Raw genomic sequence first — 25,589 nt, 5'->3', positions numbered from 1 at the left:
TTGTAACTTCTCTTTCTGCAAATCGCCTAAAATAAGGCTAAAATAGACAGATAATAAAGGGTAAAACAGCTGTTTCTCCGTCATCAACTTTCAATTTGATAGTGGGTTTTAGTTTTTCAGTGCCCTCTTCACGGCGGGAGCCGTAAAGGGGCAAGTCGAAGACAATGCAAAGAAAAAACAGATGTTTTTTCTAATTTGCATTGTTGAGGCGACGCCTACCTTATCTATAGATAGCGCCAGCGGAGGCTCACGCAGAGTCGCCTCGATGATATAGGGGATTGCCCACCAGCCCTTAATGACAGTCCTTGAGCAGAAAGGCCATATAGAGCGGCAGGATGAGAGTCTGCGGAGCTGTGCCAATGTTCACATCACCCAGTTTGATGACACTCGATACATGATACTTGTCGGGGTTGCCAAGGATGGTCTTGGCGCTTTTGATGTTGCCGTTATTGGCTTTAACTTCTACCAGCGTACATTCGCCGTTGTATCTTGTAACGAAGTCAATCTCCAGGCCCGAATCCTTGCGGAAATAATAGAGCTTGCGATTCATTTTGCCGAAGATGTCGGCCACGAGATTTTCGAAGATGGCACCCTTGTATCCATAGAGATTGCCTCTCAGGATGTCGGCCGCAGTGCCCTGTTCAAGCATGCTGATGAAAAGGCCCGTGTCTGCCATATACACCTTGAACTGGTCGGTGATGGCGTTGCCGTCGAGGGGAAGTTCGGGCGTCGAGAGGTTGTAGCAGCGACGTATGATGCCGGCATCTTCAATCCATTGCAGACTGCCCTGATAGTTGCGGCCTCTGCCGCCAGGCCTCACGGTGGTGTAGGCGAACTTCTTGTTCTCCTTGCTCAACTGACGTGGTATCGACTCGAAACATTCCCGTATGCGTGGCTTGTCTTCCTGGGGTGCGTATTTCTGCATATCGACTTTGTATTCATCAACGATGGCTTGCTGCATATGCAGAACGGACTGCATGTTGTGGGTCTCCATAAACACGCTCACCGCTCTTGGCATTCCGCCGACAATGCAATACTGCAGCAGCAACTGTCGCATCCTCTCGTGGACAGCTTCCTGCACAGGAGTCCTTTGGTCCAGACAGCGTTGCAGATAGCCGATGGTCATATCGTTGATGCCATTGGCCCAAAGCCATTCCTCGAAATCCATAGGATACATGTCGATGATGGTCTCATAACCCACGGGGATAGGGCCTTCGGTCAACTCGCTGGTATGGTAACCGCTGACACCCAGTAGCGAACCAGTGCCGATGACATCGTATCTGCCGTCGGTCTTGAAGAATTTCAAGGCAGTGCGCGCACGTGGGCACTCCTGTATCTCGTCAAAGATGATGCAGGTCTTGCCAGGCACGAAGTTGCAATCGGGGATTAGGGTGGAAAGCGTCATACAGAGGATGTCGATGTCCAGACCACCCCCAAACACAGCCTTGTATTCCGGGTGTTGGAAGAAGTCGAGATAGACCACATGCTCATAGTTTTTGTGGGCAAAATCGAGCACTGAGTATGTCTTTCCACACTGGCGACATCCCTTAATGATGAGGGGCATCTTGTGCTCATCGTTCTTCCATTCTTTGAGATACTTCTCGATTTTCCGTTGAAACATTTGGCTCTTAGCGAATTAGTGGTTGTTAGTATTGTGACCGCGCACATTTTCCAAGGGACTTTTCTTGAAACCGCGCACATTTTCCAAGGGACTTTTTATGGATCTGCGCACATTTTTCAAGGGACTTTCCGCTGCAAAGATAAGACAAATTGGCGAAAAAGCAAAGAAAAATGGAGAAAAGACGGCCCGCCTGGGCAAAATAGTTACGCTCTCTGCCCTTATCGCTGTAGTCTGCCACAGCAGAGTGTGGCTGTCGCCATGTGCTCCAGTGGTCTCTGCGACCAGTCTGAGGGCTCTTGCAGGCAACGCCATTTATGCTGTTTCCACCGAGTAGCCCGCAACCCACTGCATATCAGCCCGTCGGCGGCGTGGTGACCATCGTGGCGGGCTCGTATCGTATGAACCGTGGGCTCGTGACATTTGATACGTGCTCTCGTGACGTAAGATACGCGCTCTCGTGCCTATTGATACGAGCCAGCCATCGTCACCGCAGCGACAGCCGCTGCCCTCTCGATATGGGCGAGGGTCTCTCTGCGCTCCAGCGGACTAACGGTATAAACGGCGAAGAGGCTGTCAGACTCTCTCGGTGAGATGGGTCTGGCAGCCTCTTCTATGGTTTAGGCTCTATAGGGAGCTGTAGGCTTACTTGGCGGCCTGCACCACGGGGATGCGGAACAGCTCGCTCCAGTTGTCGCTGTCTACGATTACCACGTCGAGCTTGCGCTCGGCGCCAGTGGTGTTAGAGGTAGCGCTGATGCGGAGTGCATCGAGGTTACCACCGGCTGTGAGCCATGCTGCGTCGCCTTCAACCTCGGTGTCAGTGCCTGCCTTGCATACCAGTGTCACGTAGCCGCCGTCGGTGGTCACGTAGAATGTCTTGATGTGCTCGGTGGTGTCGTCCTTGTCAAAGGTGGCTGCGAAGTTGAGGGTGGTCTTGTTGGCGAAAGCCTTGGTCTTGTTCTCGTCGGAGAAGAGCTTGAACATGGTGGCTCCGTTCATGGTCATCTGGTTGACGGTGATGTCTACAGACTGGTCGCCGGCAGTGATGGTGATGGTACCTGCGAGCATCTCGCTCATGCTGGGCTGGAGGTAGAACTCCATCTCCTCGCCGCTCTTGCCGCGGGCCTTGGTGATGACGAAGTCGGCGTCATCGCCCATCATGGCTGTTGCTGTGGCGTGCCAGCGGCTGGCGTTGGTGGTCACCTTGACCTTGACTACGGCCTTGTCGTTCTGGCCCATGTATGAATACATGCCGCTATACTCCTGCAACTGCTCTGACTCGATGCTGAGGGTCACGTTCTGGGGGTTGGCGCCCGCCTGTGTGACTGAGAACTCGAGTACTGATGAGCCTGCGAGCAGCTTGAATTTGGCAACGCGGTCGGCGGTAGATGTGTTGGCACCGGCGGTGACAGCTATCTCAGAGGTGCTCTTTACTGTGGCGATACACCATGACTGCTCGGTGACTTTCTGGATAGAGAGGTCGGTCAGCGGAGCGTCTGTCTGTATCTTGATAATCTGCTCGCTGAGTGCGGCGGGGTCTACGTCGAGGGCTGCATCGCTCTCGTTGACCAGGCTCACATTGTAGGTGGGTGCTGGTGCGGGGTCGTCACTACTCGAGCATCCGCTCATTGCCATAGATATGGTCAGTGCTACGACTGCCACTCTCAAATAATTCATAAACTTTTTCATCTTTGTTTTCTATTAAATGATTTATATTGGGTTGTTAACTCATTTACTTCTTGAAGAGCTTGTTGAGCACCGTAACCTGGTACTCGTAGAAGGCGCGTGTACGTGCGTCGCCGCTACCCATTCTCGACTTGTAGAGATTGTGTATCTTCTTGAGGGCAGCGGTGATGAGAGGACGGCCCACGCCGGCAGAGAGTTTGGAGCCGCTCATGTTGTGGCGGGCATAGGATACCTCGTCGCTGCTGACGGCACAACCGGCGTTGCAGAAGCTGTGAGAGTCGGCTGTGGCCTGGGCCATAAACTCGCTGAGTGCAAGCTCGGGGTCCTTCTCGGCAAGGCCTCTGCCACCAAGGGGTGACTCCTTGGACATTGAGGGGTCGAGGTTTGAGAATTTGCTCAATGCCAGGACTACTGTAGTCTGCAAGTTCATGTCCTCCTGGGTAAGATTCTTGCCCTGGATGGAGTTGCGGAAGACGATACCATAAGCATCGTTGAGATAACCGTCAAGGGTATAGAGTCCCTTCTGGCCTGAACGCTCGCCCTCGTAGATGCCTCCCATCGCTCCGGGGCTGTATATCTTGGCTGCAATGGTCGACTGGAAGTTGTCAAACGAGTTGGAATCGATGCCCAACACACGCATAATTTCTTTGGGGAGCATGATGTCGCTGCAGTGGAGGGCCTGGTTTACGAGCCACTCCATCGCTGCCTTCTGCTTGGCCTTGGGAATGTATGCCTTGGCATACTCCTTGCTGCCGTCCTGAACCAGGTCGGTATATTCTACACCGCCGAGGTAGGGCATCACATGGGTGAGGTAGCGCATGTACTGGCTAAGACAAGCCTTGTACATCTCCTGGATTTCCTCGTAGTCGTCGTTCTTGACGCCGAGCCACTGGGGTATGTTGGCGATAATCTTCTTGAGGTTCTTGATACCATAGTTGTTGGCCTTCATGTGGTCGTCGCCGAGGTCTTCCATCTGGTCGGTGGGGTCGACGGTGAGGAACAGCTGCTGGGCACCGAACTTATACATGGGGTCGCCCTTCTTGGCCTCGATGATGGCGTTGAGATACTTGTACTCGTCTTCGGGAGTCTTGGTGTCCTTGAAGAGACGGTAGCCCCAGTTGATGGCGTGTATATCGTATACGCCGATGATTGGGGGAACCATGCGCACACCGCGCTCGAGGTCGCCGGGCTGTGCCACGTAGTTGTTGCGGGCGTAGTCCATGATACTGGGCGTGGTGCCATACTTCTGGGTGAACGAGGGGCTGCGCAGTGAGTCGACGGGGAAGGCGTAGCTGGCGCCCATGTTGTGCATCAGACCCAGGGTGTGGCCCACCTCGTGAGAGGTGACATAGCGCAGCGACTCAGACATCACGTCGTCGTCGAAGGTAGACTTGCGCACGCGGGCGTCGACGGCTGCGGTCTGGGCAAAGCGCCACTCATGAACGAGGGCGATGACATTGTGATACCACATCACCTCGCCCACCAGGATTTCTCCGGTGCGGGGGTCTACGTAGCTTGGTCCGGCAGCATTGGCAGTACCGGTGGCCATGTAGCGGATACAGTTATAGCGGATATCGTCGGGGTCGAAGTTGGGGTCGTCGGTGGGGTAGTCCTTGGCGACCATCACGTTCTTGAAGCCGGCAGCTTCAAAGGCCTGGTTCCAGTCTTCGATACCAGCCTTGATGGCTCCTCTCCACTTCTCGGGGAAGGCAGAGTCTACATAGTACACTATCTGCTTCTTGGGCTCAACCAGCTCGCCGTTGTAGTACTTCTCCAGGTCCTCGTCCTTGGGCTCCACGCGCCAGCGGTGGATGAACTCCTTGGGGTCGATGTAGTCCTTGTTGGACGAATAGGTGTAGAACTTGGTGCTGAAATATCCCACGCGGCTGTCCTGATAGCGCATCTTCATGGGCTCCTTGGGCAGAGCCACGATAGAGCGGCGCATCTGCACGGTGTAGGCTCCCGACTCGGCGTTGTAGTTCAGTCGGCTGGTAATCTCAAGGTTCTTTTCAAAGCTCTTTACTCCCATCAGCTTGGAGGCAGATGCGTCGAACGAGGCCGACTTGGTAGAGCGTGTGTTGACACTCTGGCGGATGGGGGTGATGCACTTCTCGTTGGATACAAAGAACGATGTCATGTCGATGAGCAGTGTATCCTTGCGCGAAGCCTTTATCTTGAAGGTCTTCATAATGGGGTGTACGAAGTTGCGGTTGAATGCCTTCTCAATGGGGTCTCCGGGCACTACGCGCTCGTAGTTCTGGTAAGAGTGCATGTATACGTTGGCCGTGTCGGCAGAGAGCGAGAACATGAAGGGAGTCCCCACCATTTCGCCGGCATTGAAGTTGGCGTTCTCGCTGGTGCTTACCATGCGGTTGGCCATCAGGTAGAGCACATCGAGGTTGCTCTTGGTAACCTGCAGCAGCTCGCCCTTCTTGTTGACATAGGCTGTGAACATACCGTGGTAGGCGGTAGCGCCGTTGATGGCCTTGTCAAACTTGTCGGTCTTCTTGGCAGATGACGAGGCTTCGGTAGCTGCTTTCTTCTTCTTTTTCTTGAAAATGCTCATTTCTACATTGGCAGCAGCGTCGGCAGTAATCGCAAGAGCCATCGTGGCTAACAATAATGATTTGATCTTCATCATAATTTAGTTGATTATAGTATAGTTTATATTAAAAATTCTTGTAACTGATATTGACTATCTCGGGGAAGCCCTTCCACACGTGCTTCTGGCTGACCTTAATCTTGTCGGCGGTATCGGTGACGGCAAACTTGTAGAACTTGCCGCCGCGCTGGTTGCTGGCGCCGTCGCTATAGGTGGCCACATAGAAGCAGTCGTTCTGCTTTTCATCGGTCACGATATCGTTGAAGATGGCGGTAGCCGTGCCGTCGAACGTGCAGAGCAGCACGGGGTCCTTGCCGTTGCGGAAGTTGTAGCCGTAGAGGTGGTTGCCCTCGGCGTAGATGAGGTAGCCCTGCTTGGTGGTGAGGCTGAAGAGGCGTGCCTGGTAGAAGCCGGGAGCCGTGAGGGGTATCTCGTAGCGTTTGCCCTTGGTGGCCACACCGCTCTGGCGGGTGATGGTGTAGGTGTAGATATAACGCTTGCCGCCGATGGGGTCGTAGAGGATGGTGGCGGTCTGTCCGCCGCTGTAGAGCGAATTGACATTGGCCACAAAGGTGAGTCCGCCTGTGGTGAAGTCCTTCTTGGTGTCCCAGCTGAAGGGCTCGTCGGTGTCAGAGTCGGCGAGGTTGTTCATTGAGGTACCCATGGCGCGGAGGTTGCAGAACACGCGGTCGCGCGAGTTGTACACGACATACTGCTCGATGGCAGCCGCCGAGTTGTCCTCACCCGTGTGGTTGCAGGCGATGCCTGGCGCGGGGGTGAAGTAGTCGTAGCCGTTGCTCTGGAGATAGTAGCTCACCGGCGTACCAAACTCTCCCTCGTTGAGGCTGTTCAGCGCGTAGGCATACTTGTCGGCAAGGAAGAGTGCAGGCTTGTTGCTAATCTTCTGGATGTCGTGCATCACGATGGAATGGCGGTAGCCCTTGATGTCGGGGTCAAAGATGGTCAGCTCCTGTGGGTTGTCCAGGTCTTCGCGACCATAGCGGTAGGTGCCGTTTTCGGTGCAGACATACACCTGGTTCTCATACGACTCGGGGCTGTTGTCTGTCCACACCATGATGGGCTGCTTGAGCGCCAGGCCCTTGTTGGCAAGGATGTCGGTGAGGTGCAGGGTGTCGCGGCTGATGGAGAGCATGTCTACCACCATGTTGCCAGATTGGTCCTTGCCGGTGAGTATCCAGCCGCGGGTATAGAGGTTGTTCACTTTGAGCGTAGCCTGACGGCTGTAGACGATGCCCGTGGCAAGGTCGGTAACCTTGAAGAACAGGTGGTAATCGTCCGCCTTGAGCTTGACCTTGTAGTCCAGATTGCGGTCGGTTCCCAGCTGGGTGCGCTGGCCCACATGCTTGTTGGTACTCACAGCTACCCACTCGTAACTGTAGCCGCCAGCCGACTCCTGACCCTCACGGTAGCTCAGTTCGGGGCTGATTTTAAGGCCATCCACGTCGGAACGCAGCAGATAGACAGTGTCGCCGTCGAATCCTTTCTGTCCGATGGTGACATCGTTGATCTGGGTGTAGCTGTAGTTGCCCTTGTCGTCGAAACAGGCGCTAAGCATCACGCCAGCCAGGGCGAGCAAAAATATGTTTGTTCTCATCTCAGTCTTAGTATTTGATGCCTTCGCCGGCAGTCATCTTCACGCGCTTGCCGTTGGCGTCTCTATAATCTTCATAAATCGTATTTCCCTTGCTCTCCTGGTCCTTGAGGTACTGGTCAAACTTGATGGCGAGTGCCTTGGCCTTGGTAAACGACATGCTGTCCTCGGTGGCGAAGTCGAGCAGCGTCAGACCGAAGAGGCTACATATCAGCTTGCATTTTTTCTCGGAATAGGTGCCGAAGAAGTAGGTGCGGAAACCTGGCAGCTGTACCCACTTATTGCTGATGGTGATGGTGTGGTGCAGCACGTCGACTCCGGTCTTGTCAGAGCTGTTGGGGCGCAGCCATTGGGCCATCGGGGTCGCGAAGTCTTCGTTGGCCACGAGCTCGAGCTTCAACTGGCGCTCCTTGCCCTCAAGGTCGTCTCTCAGGTAGAAGTGTATGGGGATGAGCACATAGACCTCGCCGGCCTTGACGGTATAGCTGTTGTCCAGCGCGTCGTAGTCCCAGCCTTCCTTGGCCTGTTCGGCATCCTCGGGAGCCACCACCTGCACCGTCACCTTGCGGTCGTGGCCCACGGCGGGACCTATGACCTTGGCTCTCACCATGAGGGTGGTGTCGCTGATGGTGCTGTATACGGCAAAGGGTATCTGGGTCTCTGCGGTGTAGTCCTGCTTGCTGTCGTCGAGTCCTCCCTTGGTGGCCGACATGGCAAAATAGATGCCGCTCTCGCCCGAATAGGTCTCTATCTCCTCAGTACATGCGGCGAGCATCCATCCCGCCAGGCATGTGAGTAATATATGGATATGTTTCATCTTGTTTCTTATTTGCGTAGTTGCTGTTCACTGTCGGGGAGGTCGAAGACATAGGTGCTGTTGGTTATCTGCATGTCTTGGAGGCTGGGGTTGTAGAGTCGGGGGATAGAGGTGATGCCCTTGCGCTTGTAGTACCAGAAGAGCTGACCCTCGCCGATAAACTCGCGCACATACTCGTCCTCGATATATCCGTTGAGGCCGATGTTAGACTTGAGCTGGGGTATGTTGCGGGCCTTGCGGATGGGGTTCAGCGCCTTGTAGTCCTTCGTACATTCGGCCTTGATGAGATACATCTCAGACATACGAATCATGGGCAGCAGCCTGGCAAACTCAAAGCCATTGTCGGCCACGTCGCCGTACTTCACGAAGAACTGGCCCACATTGCCCTCGGTGTCGCGCTGGGTCTGCCACTGACACTTGCGCAGGTCGCCGTCGTCCTCGTAGAGCTGGCTTATGCCGTAGTCACTCATCTTGAGCACGTTTTTGGCTTCGAGCTTGTAGGAGAATATCTTGTCAAAGATATCGGTGGTGCGCTTAGAGTGGTAGTTGCCGAAGAGTATCTCCGACGAGAAGATGCGGTCCTCGGCGCTGGTGTTGGCAGAGCCCGATGTGGCCTGGCCGTTCACCTGCTCACGGGTGGCAAAGGGGAAGAAGCGCGAGGCTCTGTCTATCACGTCGTTGGCATATTTCACCGCATTGCCGGTGTCGCCGGCATAGAGGTAGACTCTCGCGGTGAGAGCCAGGACGGCGAAGTAGTTCATGCGCTCGTTGCGGAATCTGTAGAAGTTGTTGCCCGAGGCATCCTCGGTGGCGAGCTTGCCCTCGGTGATGACGGGGTCATAGTCTGCCAGCAGCTCTTCGGCTGCCTTGAGGTCGGTGGTGATGTTGAAAATCACGTCCGAGGCTGGCAGCAGAGGCTTGACCTTACGCTCGGTGTCGTTGACATAAGGGATGCTCTCCTTGCCGGGCTCATACTTGTAGATGGGACCGAAGATGCGCAGCAGGTCGAAGTGGAGCATGGCACGCAGAGCCAGCGCCTCGCCCTTGATGATGTGGTAGCCCTTGTCAGAGAGCACGTTGCGGTTTTTCTCACAGTGCTCCAGCAGCGTATTGATGTTGCCAATCAGCGCGTAGCCCTTGGCCCAGGTGTCGCTTACGGCGTCCTTCATCTTCTGGTGGTCATAGTTGGCCAGGAGCACATAGGCGTGGGTGTTGAGGGGCTTCGAGGTGTCGTAGTATTGGGCCAGCACGTCAAAGGTGGTAGTGGTGAGCGTCTGCCCGTAGAGGCTGCTGTTCAGCAGGTCGATGTAGATACCGTTGAGGGCGGTGCGGAAACCGTTTTCGTTTGAATAGAGTGCATCTTCCATGATGCGGTCTTCTGAGTCGACCTTCAACCACTCCTCGCAGGATGTGCAGCAGAGCAGTGGGATAATCAGCAGGAATGCCAGTTTATATTTGTTCATATTTTTAGCTTTTTTCTTATCGTTAGAATCTGATATCAAATGACAGTGATACGCTTCTGGAGAACGGATATTCGGTTCCGCGTTCCTCCTTGAACGAGGCGAGACGGAAGATGTCGTTCATGTAGACTCTTACCGAAGCTCCCTTGGCTCCGAGGGCACGTATCCACTTGGCGGCGGTCTCATAACCCACGCTGAACGACTCGCCAGTGAGCACGTTTTCATCCATCACGAAGCGCGAAGACATTGGGGTCGACTCAAAGTTGTTGATGGCTTTGAAGCGGGCAATGTCGCCAGGCTGCTTCCAGCGGTCGTACAGCGCGCGACGGTCCACGTTGTAGTACATCAGGTCTTCCGACAGGTTTTCCACCTTATTATATAATGTAGAGGCAAAGACCTGGGCGCCGAGACGGTAGCGCAGGTTGGCGCTGGCAGAGAACTGCTTGTAGTAGAAGCTCACGCCCACCACGCCTTGCAGCTTGTCGGCGGTAGTACCCACTACCACCTCGTCGTTCTTGTCATACTGGAAGGTGTAGGTGCCGTCCTTCTTGATGAATATCTCCTGGCCGGTGGCGGGGTTGATGCCGGCAGAGCGCACGGCCCAGATGTCGTCGGGGCTGCCGCCGTCGTAGTAGCGGCGGTAGGAGTTGTTGTTGCTCGCAGCCTCGTTCATGGCCTGCAGCTTGTTGCCGATGTTCTTGTACTGGGTCTCGCTGTGGTTGAAGCTCAGGTTGAAGTTGAGGCGCATGTCGTCGCGCTTGATGGCATTGACCATCACCGTGCCCGAGAAGCCCTGCGAAATCTGGCCGCCGAAGTTGGTGTAGAGCGAGGTGAAGCCCAGCGAGGGGGGCATGGTCACCGATACCAACAGAGGGTCGGTCACCTTGTGGTAGTAGTCGGCCGAGATGCGCAGACGGCTCTTGAAGAGCTCCAGGTCTATACCCCAGTTCTTGTCGATGGTCTTCTGCCATGCCAGATTGGTGTTGGCAAACTTCGACAGGATGGCGCTGGTGCCGAAGTGGTTGGTGTAGCCCGAGTTGTTGATGTATGTACCCGATGAGAGGTAGGCGTCAAAGTTCTGGTTGCCGGGGTTACCGATAGAGAAACGCAGTTTGACCAGGTCGGCCCATGGCAGATGGAACCACGATTCCTTGTTGATGTTCCAGCCCACACCCACAGCCCAGGTATTGGTAAATACCTTCTGGGCGCCGAAGACAGAGGAACCGTCCCAACGCAGGTTGGCGTCAAAGAGATAACGGTTCTTGTAGGAGTAGTTGCCGTTGAAGTAGAAACTGGTCGAACGGCTTATCGTTTTGTTGTATGTCGGCTTGTCGCCTTCGGTAAATCCAGCCGAGAACTGTGGGTTCTGATGCAGGTCGCTGGTAAATCCATAGACCATATAGGCGTTGCGGTTCACGGTCTTTTCGCTGAAGTACCAGCCGCCCACCAGGTTCACGGTGTGGGCGTCGTTGAACACCTTGCCGAAGGTGATGGTGGTCTCGCCGTTGTAGGCGAAGTTGTCATCGTTTTCACTGCCGTAGCTGCCCTTGAGCGTGGCGCTCAGGAAGTCGGGGTGCTTGGGCGACTTGAAGGTCTCGTTCTTGGAGACCGACTTGCTCAGACCCAGACGGCCACGCAGCTGGAAGGCGTTCCAGAACCGCCAGATGAGGCTGAAGTTGTTGCGCAGCGTCATCCCGTTGGTGTGGTTCTTGTTGACGATATTGTAGAGATACAGGGGGTTGTAGATGGTGTTGCCAGCCACGTCGGTCGACTCGAGCAGCGTGGGGATAGAGCCGTCGTCGTTGTACTTCAGATAGTAGGGGTTGGCTTGTGCGAAGGTCGAAAACTCCACCGGCTCGTGGTCCGAGTTGGTGATGTCGATGTTGAAGTCATTGCTGAAGATGAGCGACTTGGTGCGGTAGGTCAGCTTGATGTTGCCGCTCACGGTCGAGCGGTCAGAGCCCTTCATCACACCGTCGTCATTGCTGTACGACAGACCGACGCCGTAGACCATTGAGTCGTCGCCGCCGTCGATATACATGTTGTGCGAGTGGTTGAGCACGGCGCGCAGAGGCTCAGACAGCCAGTAGGTGTTCACACCGCGTTTCACCTCTCTCAGACGACTGTAGTAGAGGGCGTCGAGAGCGTCCTGGCTGGTATAGGCGTCCTTGGCGGTATAGCGGCCAGCCAGGCGTTCATACTCCAGCTTCTCCGAGGCGTTCATCAGGTTGTAGTCGGTCAGGTCGGGCATCTGCACGGCAAAGTTGCCTGAGTACGATACGCGCAACTTGCCCGACTCGGGTCTTACGGTTTCGACCACGATTACACCATTGGCAGCCTTCGAACCGTAGATGGCCGACGAGGCGGCATCCTTCAGCACGGTCACGTTGGCGATGCGGTCCATCGGCAGTTTCATGATGTCCTGAAGGGTCACTTCGACGCCGTCCATGATAAACAGGGGCTGGTTGCCGGTGTTGTCATAGTCAGACTCGAGCGAACCCACGATACTGGTCTTGCCGCGTATCTCCATATCGGGCATACGGTTAGGGTCGGAACCCCAACTGCTGTTTTCGACCACGTTGAGCGAAGGCTCAAGGGTCTTAAGACTCTGTATCAGGTTTTTGGTGCCTATCTTCTTGAGTTCGTCCTTGGTGTAGGTACTGGCCGAACCCGTAAAGCTCGATTTCTTTCTCACGTAGATACCCGTAACCACTACATCCTTGATTTCGTTGGCTTTCTCCACCATTGTTACGGTTATCGACTTTTGCCCGGTGTAGGCAATCTCCTGGCTTTCCATGCCCAGGAATGAGATGACGATGGTCTGTTTGCCGCTTGGGATATTCTTCAGTACGAAGTTGCCATACATGTCGGAAACAGAGACGATGTTGGTGTGCCCTTTCACCTGGACTGTTGCACCAGGGATGGTTTCTCCAGAAACTTCTTTGACCACGCCGGTCAGGGTTCGTTCGTAGGGCTTGGAGGACTCGTTGTTCACTTGCGCTAAACATACACAAGGTAGTAGAAGAGCGAGCAGAAAAAAATATCTCATTTACAGTAGTTATAATTATGCATGCACAAGTAGTAAAAAAAATCATATTTAACGTTCCTTTGATGAAAAACTTTCAGTTTGTACACGTTTTCTTGACTTTTATGTATCATCTGTTTTCTTTTGTGGCGGTTTTTGCGGTTCTGGGGGATGCTCGGGTTTATGAAAGTTTAACGCTTGGCGGCGTAATGATGGTCCTGAAATTTGGACAGTATGCGGAAAGGGAGTAATTTTGCATCTCTACAACATAAACAATCATGAATACTAAGAAATTGGCTTACCGCATCATCGCTACGGCTGTCGTCTGCGTCGCTACTCTCAGCATCAACGCTGCCGAGGTGGTCTACCGCATCGTGGAATACAACAAGACCATCGGCGATTTCACCCTTGCTGCCAGCGGCAGCGTGCCCCACAACTCCTGGGCTTATTTTGAAAATGACTTTGGTGCCACTACAGGCAACCGCTACAACCAGATACCGCGCAACCGCAAGGCTTCGCTTGTGCTCCAAGGCTGGCAGGGATGCCGCATCAAGAACATCACGCTCAGCATGTGCTCCAACAACAAGGAGGGCGAGGCTGCGCTCGTCGTCGCCGACGGAGAGACCACGGTCTACACCGAGGCTGCCGCCGAGTTCGGCAGCGACAAGTGGTTCGGACGCTGGGTGAGCAAGGACCTGGGCGTCTATGTCGACGTGACGCGCCAGCTCGACCTCGCCGCCTTTACCTCCGACGAGGCAGTCATCACCGTCAAGGGAGGCACAGCCAAGGGCTCGGTCTATCTCGACGCCATTACCATCGAGTATGATGCTCCCGAGGGCGCAAGTCTTGAGTCTCCGCTGGGTTGGAGTTACGAGAAACTGGAAGCTAAAGGCACCCTCAACGAGGGCGACCAACTGATGATATTCCGCAATGGCTGCGCCGCTGCCGACATCGACGGCATGGAGAAGTCGCAGTATCTCGATGTGGTGGCGCTTGCCAATACCACCGATGTCAGCGATCCCGATGTGCTGCGCTTCAAGCTCGCCAAGGGCGAGACTGCCGGCTGCTGGACGCTCAACGACCAGTTCGGACGCCGCCTGGGTGCCACCGCCAAGGGCAAGTTGGCTTGGAACGCCGGCGACACCCAGTGGAAGATAGAACTGGGCTATGGAGGCGCCACCATCACCAGCGCCACAGCAGCCTATGGCACCCTCAGGTTCAATGAGCCTGAGAGCAGCTACGCCCGATTTGGACTCTACACCTCCAAGACGCTCCTGCTGCCGTTCCTCTATCGCAGGACCACTCAGCAGCAGCCCGTCGCCATCTCGTCGATAGACTTTGGCGCGAGCGAGCAGTCGGCGAGCATCGACCAGAGCGTTCTGGTGCTCCGCCCCGAACTCAAGCCTTCCAAGGTGACCGACCGCCGCCTCGTATGGACCACCGACAATGCCGATGTGGCTACGGTCAACGGCGGACTGGTCATTCTCAACGGCGTGGGCGAGGCCACCATCACCGCCACCTCGCATGATGGCGGCGCCAAGGCCTCGATACTCATCAAGGTCACCGCCTCGACGGGCATCTCTACCATCGTCGCCCCCGCCACTGCCTCCCCCGCCGCGCGCAAGGTCATCGAGGGCAACCGCGTGGTTATCATCAAGGGCGACCACCGCTATAGTCTCGACGGTCGGCTGCAGAGATAGCATCACCACCGCTATAGTCTCGACAATCGGCAGCAGAGATAGCATCTCCACCGCTATAGTCTCGACGGTCGGCAGCAGAGATCGCATCACCACCGCCATATTCATCCCACGGCAAGGGCTGGGCACCACATCGGCGTCCAGCCCTTGCTGCGTCTGTAGCCCACATTTCTCTCTCCCTTTGGGCTGAATGTGCTCCGCCATCACCGATTATATCTTCGCAGAGTTTGATTTCATCTTCGCAGAGTTTGATTTCATCTTTTCAGAGTTGGAAATAATCATTGCACAACTTGATTTCACCTTTTCAGGGCATGAGTTTATCTTTACCGTCATCGCGCCGCTCTTTGGCGTGGGCGTGTATTAGACGCTGGCAATTATGACATTACCACTAAAAAATAGCCCGACTTATTTTGCCATCATCCGAAGAATGATTATCTTTGCAACCAATAAAACCTAAATAAAAAATATAGTCAATTAAATCAACATTGTTATGGAAACAACCAATGGGGGTAGCCGTGGCTATCTCGTCAGCATCGTCATGGTGGCTGTGCTTGGCGGACTGCTTTTCGGCTACGACACCGCAGTTATCTCCGGAGCCGAGAAGGGGCTCCAGGCATTCTTTATGGGTGCTACCGATTTCACGTATACCGACTTCTGGCACGGGTTCACCAGCTCGAGCGCGCTCATAGGCTGCATCATCGGCTCTGCGCTTTCGGGTGTGCTTGCCACCGGCCTCGGCCGCAAGCGCACGCTTATCCTTGCCGGTATCATGTTCTTCATCTCAGCGTGGGGGTCCATGTGCCCGGAGAGCATGATACTCCCCGTGGGCAAGCCAGACCTTACGCTGCTGGTGGTGTTCAACATCTACCGCATCATCGGCGGTGTGGGCGTAGGATTGGCTTCGGCTGTGTGCCCCATGTATATCGGCGAGATAGCGCCGAGCCGCATCCGCGGCATGCTGGTCAGCTGGAACCAGTTTGCCATCATCTTCGGTCAGCTGGTGGTCTACTTCGTCAATTTCTTCATCCTCGGCGACCACATCGCACCGCTCATCCAGAGCGTGGGAAGCGGCATGAACGAAATCGTCAATGGCACTGAGGCTGCCTGGGCCATCGAGACGGGCTGGCGCTATATGTTTGGCTCCGAGATGGTGCCCGCCGGACTCTTCGCCGTACTCATCTGTCTGGTGCCCGAGACTCCGCGCTACCTCGTGATGGTGGGCAAGGACGACAAGGCCGAGCGGGTGCTGGCGCGCATCAACGGTGCCGACGAGGCGCGCCGCGTGCTGGCAGATATCAAGAACACGGTGACCCAGAAGACCGAGCGCATCTTCACATATGGCGTCATGTGCATCGTGGTGGGCGTCATGCTGTCGGTATTCCAGCAGGCCATAGGCATCAATGCCGTGCTCTACTATGCGCCGCGCATCTATGAGGCGATGGGATTTGACAACCCGATGAAGCTCACCGTCTTCAACGGCGTGCTCAACCTTGGCTTCACCTGCGTGGCTATCTTCACGGTCGAGAAGTTGGGCCGCAAGCCGCTGCTCATCGCCGGCTCGCTCGGTATGGCGCTCGGCGCCATCGGCGTGGCGTTCACTTTCGGCGTGGCAGAGCTCAAGCTGCTCTGTATGATTAGCATCATGCTCTACTCGGTGTCCTTCATGTACTCCTGGGGTCCCATCTGCTGGGTGCTCATCGCCGAGGTGTTCCCCAACACCATCCGCGGTGCTGCCGTGGCCATAGCTGTGGCGTTCCAGTGGATTTTCAACTGGATAGTCTCGACCTCCTTTGTACCTATGGCCAACAGCATGGGATATATGTTCACCTACAGCCTCTACGGAGTCATCTGCATCCTCGCCGCCGTCTTCGTATGGCGACTGGTGCCTGAGACCAAGGGCAAGACCCTTGAGGATATGAACCGCCTGTGGCGCAAGGAGCGGTAGGCGGTCATCTCTGACACGACCAAAGACAAAGCGGCGGGAGAAACTGCACTGGTTTCTCCCGCCGCTTTCGACTTTATGGGGGTGGTGATACTACTTGAACAACTTGAGCGCCTGCTTGACGGCGGGGCTGCTCTCGTTGACCACGTGGAAGTACTCGCTCATATCCCAGAGGTCACGGGCAATGAGCCCTTTGATTTGCAGGCCCAACGTGCGACGCGTGGCGCGCAGCTCCTCGTCATCACGGGGCTTGATATCCTTCTTCCCAGCCTCTTCCTCTATCTTCATAAAGAGCTCTTGGGGCACTTCAAAGCGGGCGTTGAAGTCGGCAAAGGTGGGGTAGCGCTCGCCCAATTCGCGGCGATGACTGTCGAGCCAGGAGACCATAGCCGGAACCACCACGCCGGCTGCCGTAATCTTGCGGTGCAGCTGGCTGTACTGCGTAGTGTCAAGGGGAATGAAGTAGTCGGGCATGATACCGCCGCCGCCATAGACCGTGCGATGCTGGCGCAGCGTCTGGTACTTCAGCGAGTCAGCAAAGTGGATGCTGTCGGCGCTGTAGAACTCGCCGTGCTTGTAGCGGGTGTCGATATCCTTGTTGTAGTCTACCGCGTTGCCCTTGGTGTAAGGCTTCTGGATGCAGCGGCCCGACGGGGTGTAGTAGTGGGCGATGGTAAGACGCATCATCGAACCGTCGGGGAACTCGATGGGGCGCTGCACGAGACCCTTGCCAAAGGTGCGACGTCCCACGATGACTCCGCGGTCCTGGTCTTGCAGCGCACCGCTGACGATTTCTGACGCCGAGGCAGAGAACTCGTTGACGAGGACCACTACCTTGATTTTGCGCAGCTTGCCGTTGCCGTCGGCATGATATTCGCGTCGCTTGTCATTGCGTCCTTCGGTATAGACGATGAGGTCGTTTTTGCCCAGAAACTCGTTGACTATCTGCGTGGCGCTCAGCATATAGCCGCCGCCGTTCTCCTGAAGGTCGAGGATAAGGTTCTTCATCCCCTCTTTGTTGAGCTTCTTCACCGCGTCCATGAACTCCTTGTAGGTATATGCCCCGAAACTGCCTATGCGTATATATCCCACCTGTGGACGTATCATATAGGCTGCGTCGATGGTGTTGAGGGGTATCTTGTCGCGCTTCACGTCGAAGTAGAGTACCTCTGCAATGCCTCTGCGCACCACTCCCAGCCGTACCATGGTGCCTCGCTTGCCGCGCAGCCGACGCATGATTTCGCTCTGGTCCATCTTGACGCCGGCTATGGCTGTGTCGTTGACGCTGATGATGCGGTCGCCTGCCATGATACCCACCTTCTCTGACGGGCCTTTGACCACGGGCTTGATGACGAGCAGCGTGTCGGCAGAGATGTTGAACTGCACGCCTATGCCGTCAAACGACCCGCCCAGCGATTCGTTGAAGGCGCGCGCTTGCTTGGCGGTAGAGTAGCTCGAGTGTGGGTCGAGATTCTCGATCATGCCGCGGATGGCGTCTTCTGCCAGTTTGTTGTCGTCGACCGTGTCCACGTAGAGTGCGCTGATGGCCAAGGCGGCCTTGCGCATCTTGTCGTAAGGATTGTATGTCCCCTTGGCAAACAGACTTTGCGCCATAAGGGTAGAGGTTATAGCCGACAGGATGGCTATAATCAACATTCGTTTCATAACTATATATAATATAAGGATGTGATTAATCGAGTGGTGCAGAGTCGGGCTCGGGAACGTCTTCTTCGACTACGAGGTTGTCGATAATGAAGTTCTGGCGCTCCATAGTGTTCTTTCCCATGTAGTATTCCAGCAGTTTCTTGACCTGGTCGTTCTTGTGGAGCGTCACCTGTTCAAGTCTGATGTCGGGGCCGATGAAGTGGGCCATCTCGTCGGGGTCTATCTCGCCCAGTCCCTTAAATCGGGTAATCTCGGGCTCAGGTCCCAGCTCGGCGATGGCTGCCAGACGCTCTTCCTCGTTGTAGCAGAACCTTACCACATAGTCCTTGTTGCCCTTGCCGGCAGACTTGCCTTCGGCTTCTACTACCTTCTTGTTCTTTATCTTGTTGCGTTTGTTACGTACTCTGAACAATGGCGTCTGCAGAACATAGACATGGCCCTTCTTGATGAGGTCGGGGAAGAACTGGAGGAAGAAGGTGATGATGAGCAGACGGATGTGCATACCGTCGACATCGGCATCGGTAGCCACGATGACCTTGTTGTAGCGCAAGTCATCAAGTCCCTCCTCGATGTTGAGCGCCGCCTGCAGCAGGTTGAACTCCTCGTTCTCATATACCACCTTCTTGGTGAGTCCGAATGAGTTGAGTGGCTTGCCGCGGAGTGAGAATACCGCTTGGGTGTTGACATCGCGGCACTTGGTGATACTGCCGCTGGCAGAGTCGCCTTCGGTGATGAAGATACTCGATTCCTCCTTGCGCTCGTCCTTGGCGTCAGAGTAGTGTATACGGCAATCGCGCAGCTTGCGGTTGTGCAGATTGGCTTTCTTCGCACGCTCTCGGGCTAGCTTGGTGATACCTGCCATCGACTTGCGCTCGCGCTCGCTCTCCTTGATTTTGTTCTCGATGATTTCGGCCACATCGGTGTGGATGTGCAGATAGTTGTCCACCTCTCTCTTGACGAAGTCGCCCACGCACTTGTTGATAGACTCGCCGTTGGGAGCCATCAGGGTGCTTCCCAACTTAATCTTTGTCTGACTCTCAAACACCGGTTCCTCCACGTTGATGGCGATGGCAGCCACCAGACCATTACGGATATCGGTGTATTCATAGTTCTTGTTGAAAAACTCTTTGATGGTGCGGGCAATATGTTCCTTAAACGCCGACTGGTGAGTACCTCCCTGCGTGGTATGTTGGCCATTGACAAACGAGTAGTACTCTTCGCCATACTGGTTGGTATGGGTAAAAGCTATTTCGAGGTCCTCGTTCTTGATGCGGATGATGGGGTAGAGGCCCTCGACGGTCATGTTGTCGGTCAGCAGGTCTTCCAGTCCGTTTCGACTGCGTATGCGTCGGCCGTTATACATGATGGTAAGCCCCGAACTCAAGTAGGTGTAGTTGCGGAGCATGGTCTCGACGATATCATCGTGGTACGAGTAGTTCTTGAAGAGGGTGTTGTCGGGCTCGAAGTAGATGTAAGTACCGTGTTCGTCCTGAGTCTCTTCGGTGGTGTCGCTCTTGAGGATGCCACGCTCAAAGACCAGACTGCGCACGAGTCCGTCGCGATAGGAGCGTACCTCGAATCGGCTGCTCAGTGCGTTCACCGCCTTGGCACCTACGCCGTTGAGCCCCACGCTCTTCTTGAAGGCTTTGGAGTCATACTTGCCGCCGGTGTTGAGCACGCTCACTGCCTCTACGAGTTTGCCTTGGGGGATGCCGCGGCCATAGTCGCGCACGCTCACACGCAGATTGTCCATGACATCGACCTCGATGCGGTCGCCCGCCTTCATCTTGAACTCGTCTATAGAGTTGTCTATGATTTCTTTGAGCAGTACATAGATGCCGTCTTCGGCCAGATTGCCGTCGCCCAGACGACCGATATACATACCGGGACGCGTGCGCACGTGCTCCATGTCAGAGAGATGGCGTATATTGTCGTCGGTATAGTCGACGGGGGCTTCGTTCTGTCCGTCCACGACGGGCAATGTCTCTTTTTCGTCTTCTTTCATCATTCTATTGTTTTGCGGTAACAGCGGCGGCGCTTATGGTTGGTAGGAGCCAATGGACCCCACTGGCTCTGCACACCCTCGTTAGACTCCATTTCTACCTGGCTCTCGCCCCACTTGAAGCCGTAGGCCTGGTAGCGGGGGATGAGGTCGGCAAAGAGCAGCGCGTTGGCTCCCTTGGCACGGTACTCGGGCAGAAATCCCATCAACAGCAGGTCCACGCCTTCGGTCTTGTGGAACTTTATAGCACGCAGCAGGTGGTACCAACCGAAGGGGAAGAGGCGGCCGCGACGGCATTTCTGCAGCGCGCGGGAAAGCGAGGGGATGGTTATGCCCATTCCGGCCATCTTGTTGTCGTTGTTGCCGTCCTCGATGACCGTGATGAGGCTCAGGTCAGCCAGTGGCAGATACATTTTTATGTATTGTTCTATCTGCCGGTCGGTAAGTTCGGAGAAGCCATAGAGGTCTTTGTAGGTCTCGTTGACCAGTTCAAAGAGTTTGCGGCCATATCCGCCCTTGAATATGTCCTTGCGGGTGAGCTTGCGCACGTGCAGATTGTAGCGTTTCTCAATCATCTGCGCTATCTTTGAGTATTTCTCCGGTATCTGGTCGGGCACTTCGAGGAAATACTCCACATAGTCGTTGTCCTTGCTCCATCCCTCGAGACGCTCCATGTGCTCGGGGTAGTAAGGGTAGTTGTAGATGGTGGGCATGGTACCCAGTTTGTCGAAACCCATGGTGAGCATACCCTCGGGGTCCATGTCGGTGAAGCCCAGCGGACCCACGATGCTCTTCATGCCTTTCTCGCGGCCATAGTCTTCGACAGCCTGGAGCAGCGCGCGCGTCACCTCGATGTCGTCGACGAAGTCTATCCATCCGAAGCGCACGTCCTGGCGGTCCCAGCGCTCGTTGGCACGGTGGTTGATGATGGCTGCCACACGTCCCACCAGGCGTCCGTCGCGATAGGCAAGGTAGTATTCGGCTTCGCAGAAGTCGAAGGCGGCATTGCGGTCGCGGCTCAAAGTGTTGAATTCATCGCTGTAGAGGTTGGGCACGTCATAGGCGTTGCCTGCATATAAATCGTAATGGAAATCGATGAAAGTACGGAGGTCTTTCTTGTTTTCCACACGCTTGATTACTATATTTGACATATTATTATGGTGGATATCATTAATATGCAAAAATAGTAAATTAAACGGAGATTGCTGCAGAAAATTATCAGATTTTTTCGCAGACGAGCAAAATATGGCTGCCGTCGCGCTGGGTAGTGCCGAAGATATAGGTGGTCCCGCCGTCTTTCAGGCGCAGCCGTTGACGCAGTTGGACGGCGCTGAGCGGCATGTTGCGCACCGTGATGTTGGCGCGGTCTATGCCGTCGAGGGCACGGCGCAGCTGTTTGCGGTTGAGGGTGGTTGTGGCGGTGATGCGAAAGCCGCGACCCGGAAAGCGGGGTATGGCTTCGCTGCCTATAAAGAGGTTGGAGTTTGGGGCTATCATCCTCGTCTGGTACCGTTGGCATACTTGTGCCATCAGTCCCGACTTCATTACCGATGCGTTGGGTTCATAGAGATACATCCCCTCGCCAGCCGGAGTGTCGAGATAGCGCGGCTGCGAGTCGTCGGGGGTGAAGACGCACACTTGGCGGTCGTTCACGCAGTACACGGTGGGCACACCCTTGCTCTCTGCCGAGCATACGAGCAGCAGTTCCTTGCACTCGCCGGCCACCGAGACGATGTGCACCTCGCTCACGCAGCCCAAGGCTCTCACCGCCTCGTGCCAGTCGAGCATGGGCGAAAGTTTCACCATCACCCATCTGCCTTTGGCGCATAGGGTGGGGGCAAGCCCGAGCACATCGGGTGTGCAGTCGGCGATGGCATAGGTGCGCCCGCCGGCGGCGTCGCGTCGGGCGGGGTCTATGTATATCAGCGTCTGTGGGGCGATGGCGTCGAGTGCCTGTTCTGCCTCGGTACACATCACCGTGGCTGTGCGCCCGAGCACTGAGAGATTGTGGCGCATCAGCGCACACAGTTCCTCGTTGCGCTCCACATAGGTGGCGCTTCTGAATGTGGTCGAGAGTGCCAGAAAGTCTATGCCGAAACCACCCGTGAGGTCGGTCATCGACGCGCGGTCAGCCTCGGCGATGAGGCGGCGTGCCACGCGCAGTTTGTAGTGGGCTGCCGTCTGCGACGAGCATTGCTCCATCGACAGATGCACGGGATAGTGTATGCCCTCGATGCGTGCCAGCAGCGGCAGTTTGGCAGCCGCCACCTGCCGCCCGCGTATCTGGTCAAGCGCCCAGGGCATATCCACCTCGGGATGCTTGCTCCCCATGAGCGCCAGTTGCCTTACATCGTCGCCGGCATGGTCGCGCACAAACTGCAGTGTCTTTTCGTCCACTCTCTTGGTCATGTTGTCTCTGTCTGGGTGATGGGTTATGGATGTCCGTCGCTCTTCTTGACCAGTCGTCTGAAGTTTTTGATGCGGTGGAAGGTCAGCATGTTGGCGTCGTGGCCGCTGTGGGCGAGTTCGCCGTCGGGACCTTCGTATGCGGTGCGCGATACGTAGATGATGTCATTGCCCTCGGTCATCCAGTCGATATACTGGAAGGCGTGGCGCTTCATGTCGGGATGGGCAAGCAGCGTGGCGTGGCGCGTCCATTCACGCAGGTCGGGCGAACTGATGAGTACCACGTAGTTGCGCACGTACAGACCGGTGGCGGAACCTTCTCCCTCGGGCGCGGCGTTGACCAGGCTCCAGTAGCGATGGGTGAGCGAGTCGTAGCGGATGGTAAACTTCTTGCAGCCGCCAGGCATATCCACCAGGTCTTTGTCGTCAAACGACAGCTCGCGGCAGTCGTCGCTTACCTTGATTATCGCTGCCTTCTCGGTCACTCCGTTGGGCGTGTTGGCTCTCATCACGTCTACCATATTGCCGTCAGGGGCTACCACGGCGTTGCCGTCCAGCCATCCGTAGACCTTCTCCTTGAGAAGGGGCATGGCGTGCAGGTTTACCGAGCGTGTCCAGTTGGCGGCTTCGAGCAGGTCGGCACCCACGGGCACCGATATCATCATGGCGCTATACCGCATGGGCCATGTAGTAGCGGGTGCTTTGGCATATTCTATGGCCTTCCATATCTTTCCCTGATGCACCACCACGGGAGTGGGGGCGCTGTGGTATTCGCCCTCGGCGAGCAGACCATGGTGGCTGTCGCTTGGAGTGGTCCACGACTTGCCGTCGGTAGAGCGGCGTACGACCAGGTTGCCATACTCACGGTCTGTACCGATGAGGTAGAGCGTGTCTGATATGCAGAATACTGACGACCAGAACTGCCCTTTGACCACCGACTGTCTTTCCCATGTCAGTCCGCGGTCTTCCGACTTGTATACCTCTGTATTATATTCCGTCTGGCCGTTGGCAAAGAGGTCGTGGGTGGCTATGTAGTCACCGTTGGACATGATGCAGATGGAGGGCGAGCCCACATACATGCCTTTGCTTGCAGGGTGATAGCAAATGGTTACTCCGGGTGCCGAAGCCCACATCCAGGAGAGGTGCAGCAGGCACCCTAAGAGAAGCACAGTTCTACGTATTGTCTTCATTAGGTTTATGTTTTGTATCCACAAAATTACGCAAACTATCGCGGAGAACAAAGAAATGTGGGTAGAAACTAAAATTGTTGACGGAATATTTGTCGATTACGTTGTCTTTTCATATATTTGCAGCTATAAAACCATACAGGGCATAAGCGTACTGCCTGCAACCTATATAAAAACGACTAAAGTCAGTCTAAATAATAAAACCAATGCAATTATGAAAAAATCATTACTCATTGCCGCTATGTTCGGCATGTCTGTTGCTGCAAGTGCCCAGCAGACCTTCACCCACATTACCATCAAGAGTGGGTTCAACCAGGACGTCATCTGCGAGGATAAAGATCGTATCACCGAGACTACCACCTAGTCCGATGCACCCGACCTGCAGGGCATCGACGGCTCAGGCTTCGCCTTCTTCACCACCAGCGTGCAGACCAATGGTGCCATGTGTGGCGACGACGGTTTGTTCAAGTCTTCACGCACCGGCGCCACCTTCAAGGTGATGCCCACCCAGCTCAATGCGCTTGTGCTCAAAGGCACCAAGAAGACCACTATTGCTGGCAACTCTGTCGTCATCCCCGGTAGCGTGGTTCAGGGCGAGCTCGTCTTTGAGACTCCTATCAAGGCCAAGTCCATCTATGTCGTGGGAACCAGCGCCGACGGCGACAGCAAAATCAAGGTGACCATCAACTATACCGACAACACCACCGCCGATGGCAGTATCACCATGTACGACTGGGGTAGCAGTTCCTCGGCTGCCAACCAGGCAGCCGTAGTGACCAGCCTGGGCCGTATCGCCACCAAGAAGAACTGGGCAGGTGATGCTGGAAAGATAGATGCCTATGTCTTCAAGCTCTATGAGTCTGCGGTCAACACCGACAATACCAAGACCATCAAGAGCGTTACCGTCGAGCAGACTTCCGATGACCGCAGCGTAGCCATCTTCGCCGTTTCTACCAGCAACGATGTTGTGGCCAACGGCATCGGCGAGGTAGAGGCCCCCTCGGCTGTCGCTGCCTTCTACACCCTTGACGGTGTGCGTGTGGCAGAGCCCGTTCGCGGCGTGACCATCGTCAAGTACACCAACGGCGTAACCCGTAAAATCGTCAAGAAGTAATACCTTATTAATATATACGCGCACGCGAGAGCCGCGTGCGCCGACTGACAGAAAGAGCGGATGCAGCTACCTGCATCCGCTCTTGTTATATTGTCTGGCGTTAGTTTCCTATTTCTTTTTCTTGAAGAGGCCCTTCACCTTGTTCACTGCACCCTTGGCGGCATCACCCACCTTGGCACCGGCACTCTTTCCGGCATCTTCTTTCACGCTCTTTGCGGTGGGCACACCACCCTTTACACTCGGAGTTGCCGATGGTGGATAGCCTGCCAGTTCGCCGAAGTACTTGTAGAGGCGGTCGTCTTCATTCTTGTCGCCCGATGTGGTCTTTACCTTTGACTTCTGGACACCATATCGGGGATGGCTCAACTCTATTTCTATAGGCGTAGACTTGCTGTCGAGAATGATGGTGACCTTGTATTTGTTGTTCTTGTCTTCCTTTTCGCTGATGACGAATACCTCTTTGTTGCCACCCTTCTTGTAGCTTTGGATGTCAAAGCAGGGGTCGCTGTCACCGTCCATCCAGAACAGTTTCTTGTTGCGGTCAATCACGTTGCGTCCGAAGTCTGTGTACAGCAGCTGGATTTGTGCTGATGCGCCTACAGCCATGGTAAAAAGCGCCAGCATTACTAATAATCTCTTTTTCATAATGTTTGTGTTAGTTAATAATTAAGACAATGTCCGCTGCAAATTTAATAAAATATCTCGTCAACGCAATGCCTGTCGCCGTTTTTTTTAGGGTATAAAAAAAAGATA

20 protein-coding genes are annotated in these 25,589 nt (G+C 55.1%); 6 read left to right on the top strand and 14 right to left on the bottom strand.

All coding sequences use genetic code 11. The features are described 5' to 3' along the window. Nucleotides 1-292: 292 nt before the first annotated feature. Nucleotides 293-1,621, bottom strand: coding sequence for an ATP-binding protein (locus CIK92_RS08870; RefSeq protein WP_094388853.1), 1,329 nt, complete (start codon nucleotides 1,619-1,621; stop codon nucleotides 293-295). Nucleotides 1,622-1,935: 314 nt separating this feature from the next. On the opposite strand from CIK92_RS08870, the gene CIK92_RS13450 reads away from it, so the two are divergent. Beyond that, a complete protein-coding gene (locus CIK92_RS13450) occupies nucleotides 1,936-2,211 on the top strand; it encodes a hypothetical protein (protein ID WP_144289390.1) in 276 nt (91 codons plus the stop codon). Between the two features lie 52 nt (nucleotides 2,212-2,263). Here the strand turns inward: CIK92_RS13450 and CIK92_RS08860 are convergent, their stop codons facing one another. Genes CIK92_RS08860 through CIK92_RS08835 form a run of 6 tightly spaced genes read right to left on the bottom strand, consistent with a single transcriptional unit; the run spans nucleotide 2,264 to nucleotide 12,793 of the window. Then, complete coding sequence (locus tag CIK92_RS08860; RefSeq protein WP_158214771.1) at nucleotides 2,264-3,298, bottom strand: BACON domain-containing protein; 1,035 nt, start codon at nucleotides 3,296-3,298, stop codon at nucleotides 2,264-2,266. Between the two features lie 55 nt (nucleotides 3,299-3,353). Beyond that, nucleotides 3,354-5,948, bottom strand: coding sequence for a zinc-dependent metalloprotease (locus CIK92_RS08855; protein ID WP_254046038.1), 2,595 nt, complete (start codon nucleotides 5,946-5,948; stop codon nucleotides 3,354-3,356). 28 nt (nucleotides 5,949-5,976) lie between these two features. Next, a complete protein-coding gene (locus CIK92_RS08850) occupies nucleotides 5,977-7,524 on the bottom strand; it encodes a PKD-like family lipoprotein (RefSeq protein WP_094388850.1) in 1,548 nt (515 codons plus the stop codon). 7 nt (nucleotides 7,525-7,531) lie between these two features. Then, nucleotides 7,532-8,338: a DUF4843 domain-containing protein gene (locus CIK92_RS08845; RefSeq protein ID WP_094388849.1), complete on the bottom strand. Its 807-nt coding sequence runs from the start codon at nucleotides 8,336-8,338 to the stop codon at nucleotides 7,532-7,534. A gap of 8 nt (nucleotides 8,339-8,346) precedes the next feature. Next, complete coding sequence (locus CIK92_RS08840; protein ID WP_094388848.1) at nucleotides 8,347-9,801, bottom strand: RagB/SusD family nutrient uptake outer membrane protein; 1,455 nt, start codon at nucleotides 9,799-9,801, stop codon at nucleotides 8,347-8,349. A gap of 22 nt (nucleotides 9,802-9,823) precedes the next feature. Next, on the bottom strand, nucleotides 9,824-12,793 hold the full coding sequence (locus CIK92_RS08835) for a SusC/RagA family TonB-linked outer membrane protein (protein WP_254046037.1): 2,970 nt from the start codon (nucleotides 12,791-12,793) through the stop codon (nucleotides 9,824-9,826). A 71-nt stretch (nucleotides 12,794-12,864) separates the two neighbouring features. Here CIK92_RS08835 and CIK92_RS08830 point away from each other — a divergent pair, with 71 nt between their 5' ends. After that, entirely contained in the window at nucleotides 12,865-13,074 is a 210-nt protein-coding gene (locus CIK92_RS08830) for a hypothetical protein (protein WP_094388846.1), read from the top strand. Between the two features lie 27 nt (nucleotides 13,075-13,101). Next, nucleotides 13,102-14,523: an Ig-like domain-containing protein gene (locus tag CIK92_RS08825; RefSeq protein WP_094388845.1), complete on the top strand. Its 1,422-nt coding sequence runs from the start codon at nucleotides 13,102-13,104 to the stop codon at nucleotides 14,521-14,523. Here CIK92_RS08825 and CIK92_RS13445 read toward each other — a convergent pair. After that, complete coding sequence (locus CIK92_RS13445) at nucleotides 14,477-14,689, bottom strand: hypothetical protein (protein WP_144007678.1); 213 nt, start codon at nucleotides 14,687-14,689, stop codon at nucleotides 14,477-14,479. The two genes, CIK92_RS08825 and CIK92_RS13445, sit on opposite strands and share 47 nt — an antisense overlap. A gap of 321 nt (nucleotides 14,690-15,010) precedes the next feature. Here CIK92_RS13445 and xylE point away from each other — a divergent pair, with 321 nt between their 5' ends. Next, nucleotides 15,011-16,465, top strand: coding sequence for a D-xylose transporter XylE (gene xylE, locus CIK92_RS08820; protein WP_094388844.1), 1,455 nt, complete (start codon nucleotides 15,011-15,013; stop codon nucleotides 16,463-16,465). Between the two features lie 90 nt (nucleotides 16,466-16,555). On the opposite strand, the gene CIK92_RS08815 is transcribed toward xylE, so the two are convergent. The 5 genes from CIK92_RS08815 to CIK92_RS08795 form a co-directional block, all read right to left on the bottom strand. Continuing rightward, nucleotides 16,556-18,127, bottom strand: coding sequence for a S41 family peptidase (locus tag CIK92_RS08815; RefSeq protein ID WP_094388843.1), 1,572 nt, complete (start codon nucleotides 18,125-18,127; stop codon nucleotides 16,556-16,558). 25 nt (nucleotides 18,128-18,152) lie between these two features. Beyond that, on the bottom strand, nucleotides 18,153-20,132 hold the full coding sequence (locus CIK92_RS08810) for a DNA topoisomerase IV subunit B (protein WP_094388842.1): 1,980 nt from the start codon (nucleotides 20,130-20,132) through the stop codon (nucleotides 18,153-18,155). After that, nucleotides 20,132-21,280, bottom strand: coding sequence for an N-acetyltransferase (locus CIK92_RS08805; RefSeq protein WP_094388841.1), 1,149 nt, complete (start codon nucleotides 21,278-21,280; stop codon nucleotides 20,132-20,134). The genes CIK92_RS08810 and CIK92_RS08805 overlap by 1 nt, the downstream gene beginning before the upstream one ends. A 67-nt stretch (nucleotides 21,281-21,347) precedes the next feature. Beyond that, the gene (locus CIK92_RS08800) at nucleotides 21,348-22,538 is read right to left on the bottom strand and encodes a class I SAM-dependent methyltransferase (RefSeq protein ID WP_094388840.1); all 1,191 of its coding nucleotides are present in this window, start codon (nucleotides 22,536-22,538) and stop codon (nucleotides 21,348-21,350) included. 23 nt (nucleotides 22,539-22,561) lie between these two features. After that, complete coding sequence (locus CIK92_RS08795; protein ID WP_144289389.1) at nucleotides 22,562-23,725, bottom strand: sialidase family protein; 1,164 nt, start codon at nucleotides 23,723-23,725, stop codon at nucleotides 22,562-22,564. Between the two features lie 211 nt (nucleotides 23,726-23,936). Here CIK92_RS08795 and CIK92_RS13785 point away from each other — a divergent pair, with 211 nt between their 5' ends. Further along, nucleotides 23,937-24,086 (top strand): hypothetical protein, encoded by a 150-nt coding sequence (locus CIK92_RS13785; RefSeq protein WP_158214770.1) that lies wholly within the window; start codon nucleotides 23,937-23,939, stop codon nucleotides 24,084-24,086. 60 nt (nucleotides 24,087-24,146) lie between these two features. Beyond that, complete coding sequence (locus CIK92_RS08785) at nucleotides 24,147-24,836, top strand: hypothetical protein (RefSeq protein ID WP_094388837.1); 690 nt, start codon at nucleotides 24,147-24,149, stop codon at nucleotides 24,834-24,836. Between the two features lie 108 nt (nucleotides 24,837-24,944). On the opposite strand, the gene CIK92_RS08780 is transcribed toward CIK92_RS08785, so the two are convergent. Next, a complete protein-coding gene (locus CIK92_RS08780) occupies nucleotides 24,945-25,481 on the bottom strand; it encodes a hypothetical protein (protein ID WP_144008299.1) in 537 nt (178 codons plus the stop codon). Nucleotides 25,482-25,589: the final 108 nt, after the last annotated feature.

Origin of the sequence: Prevotella sp. P4-67 (genome assembly GCF_002251325.1) — a bacterium.
GTDB lineage: Bacteria > Bacteroidota > Bacteroidia > Bacteroidales > Bacteroidaceae > Prevotella.
This window is presented reverse-complemented; position numbering and strand designations above follow the sequence as displayed.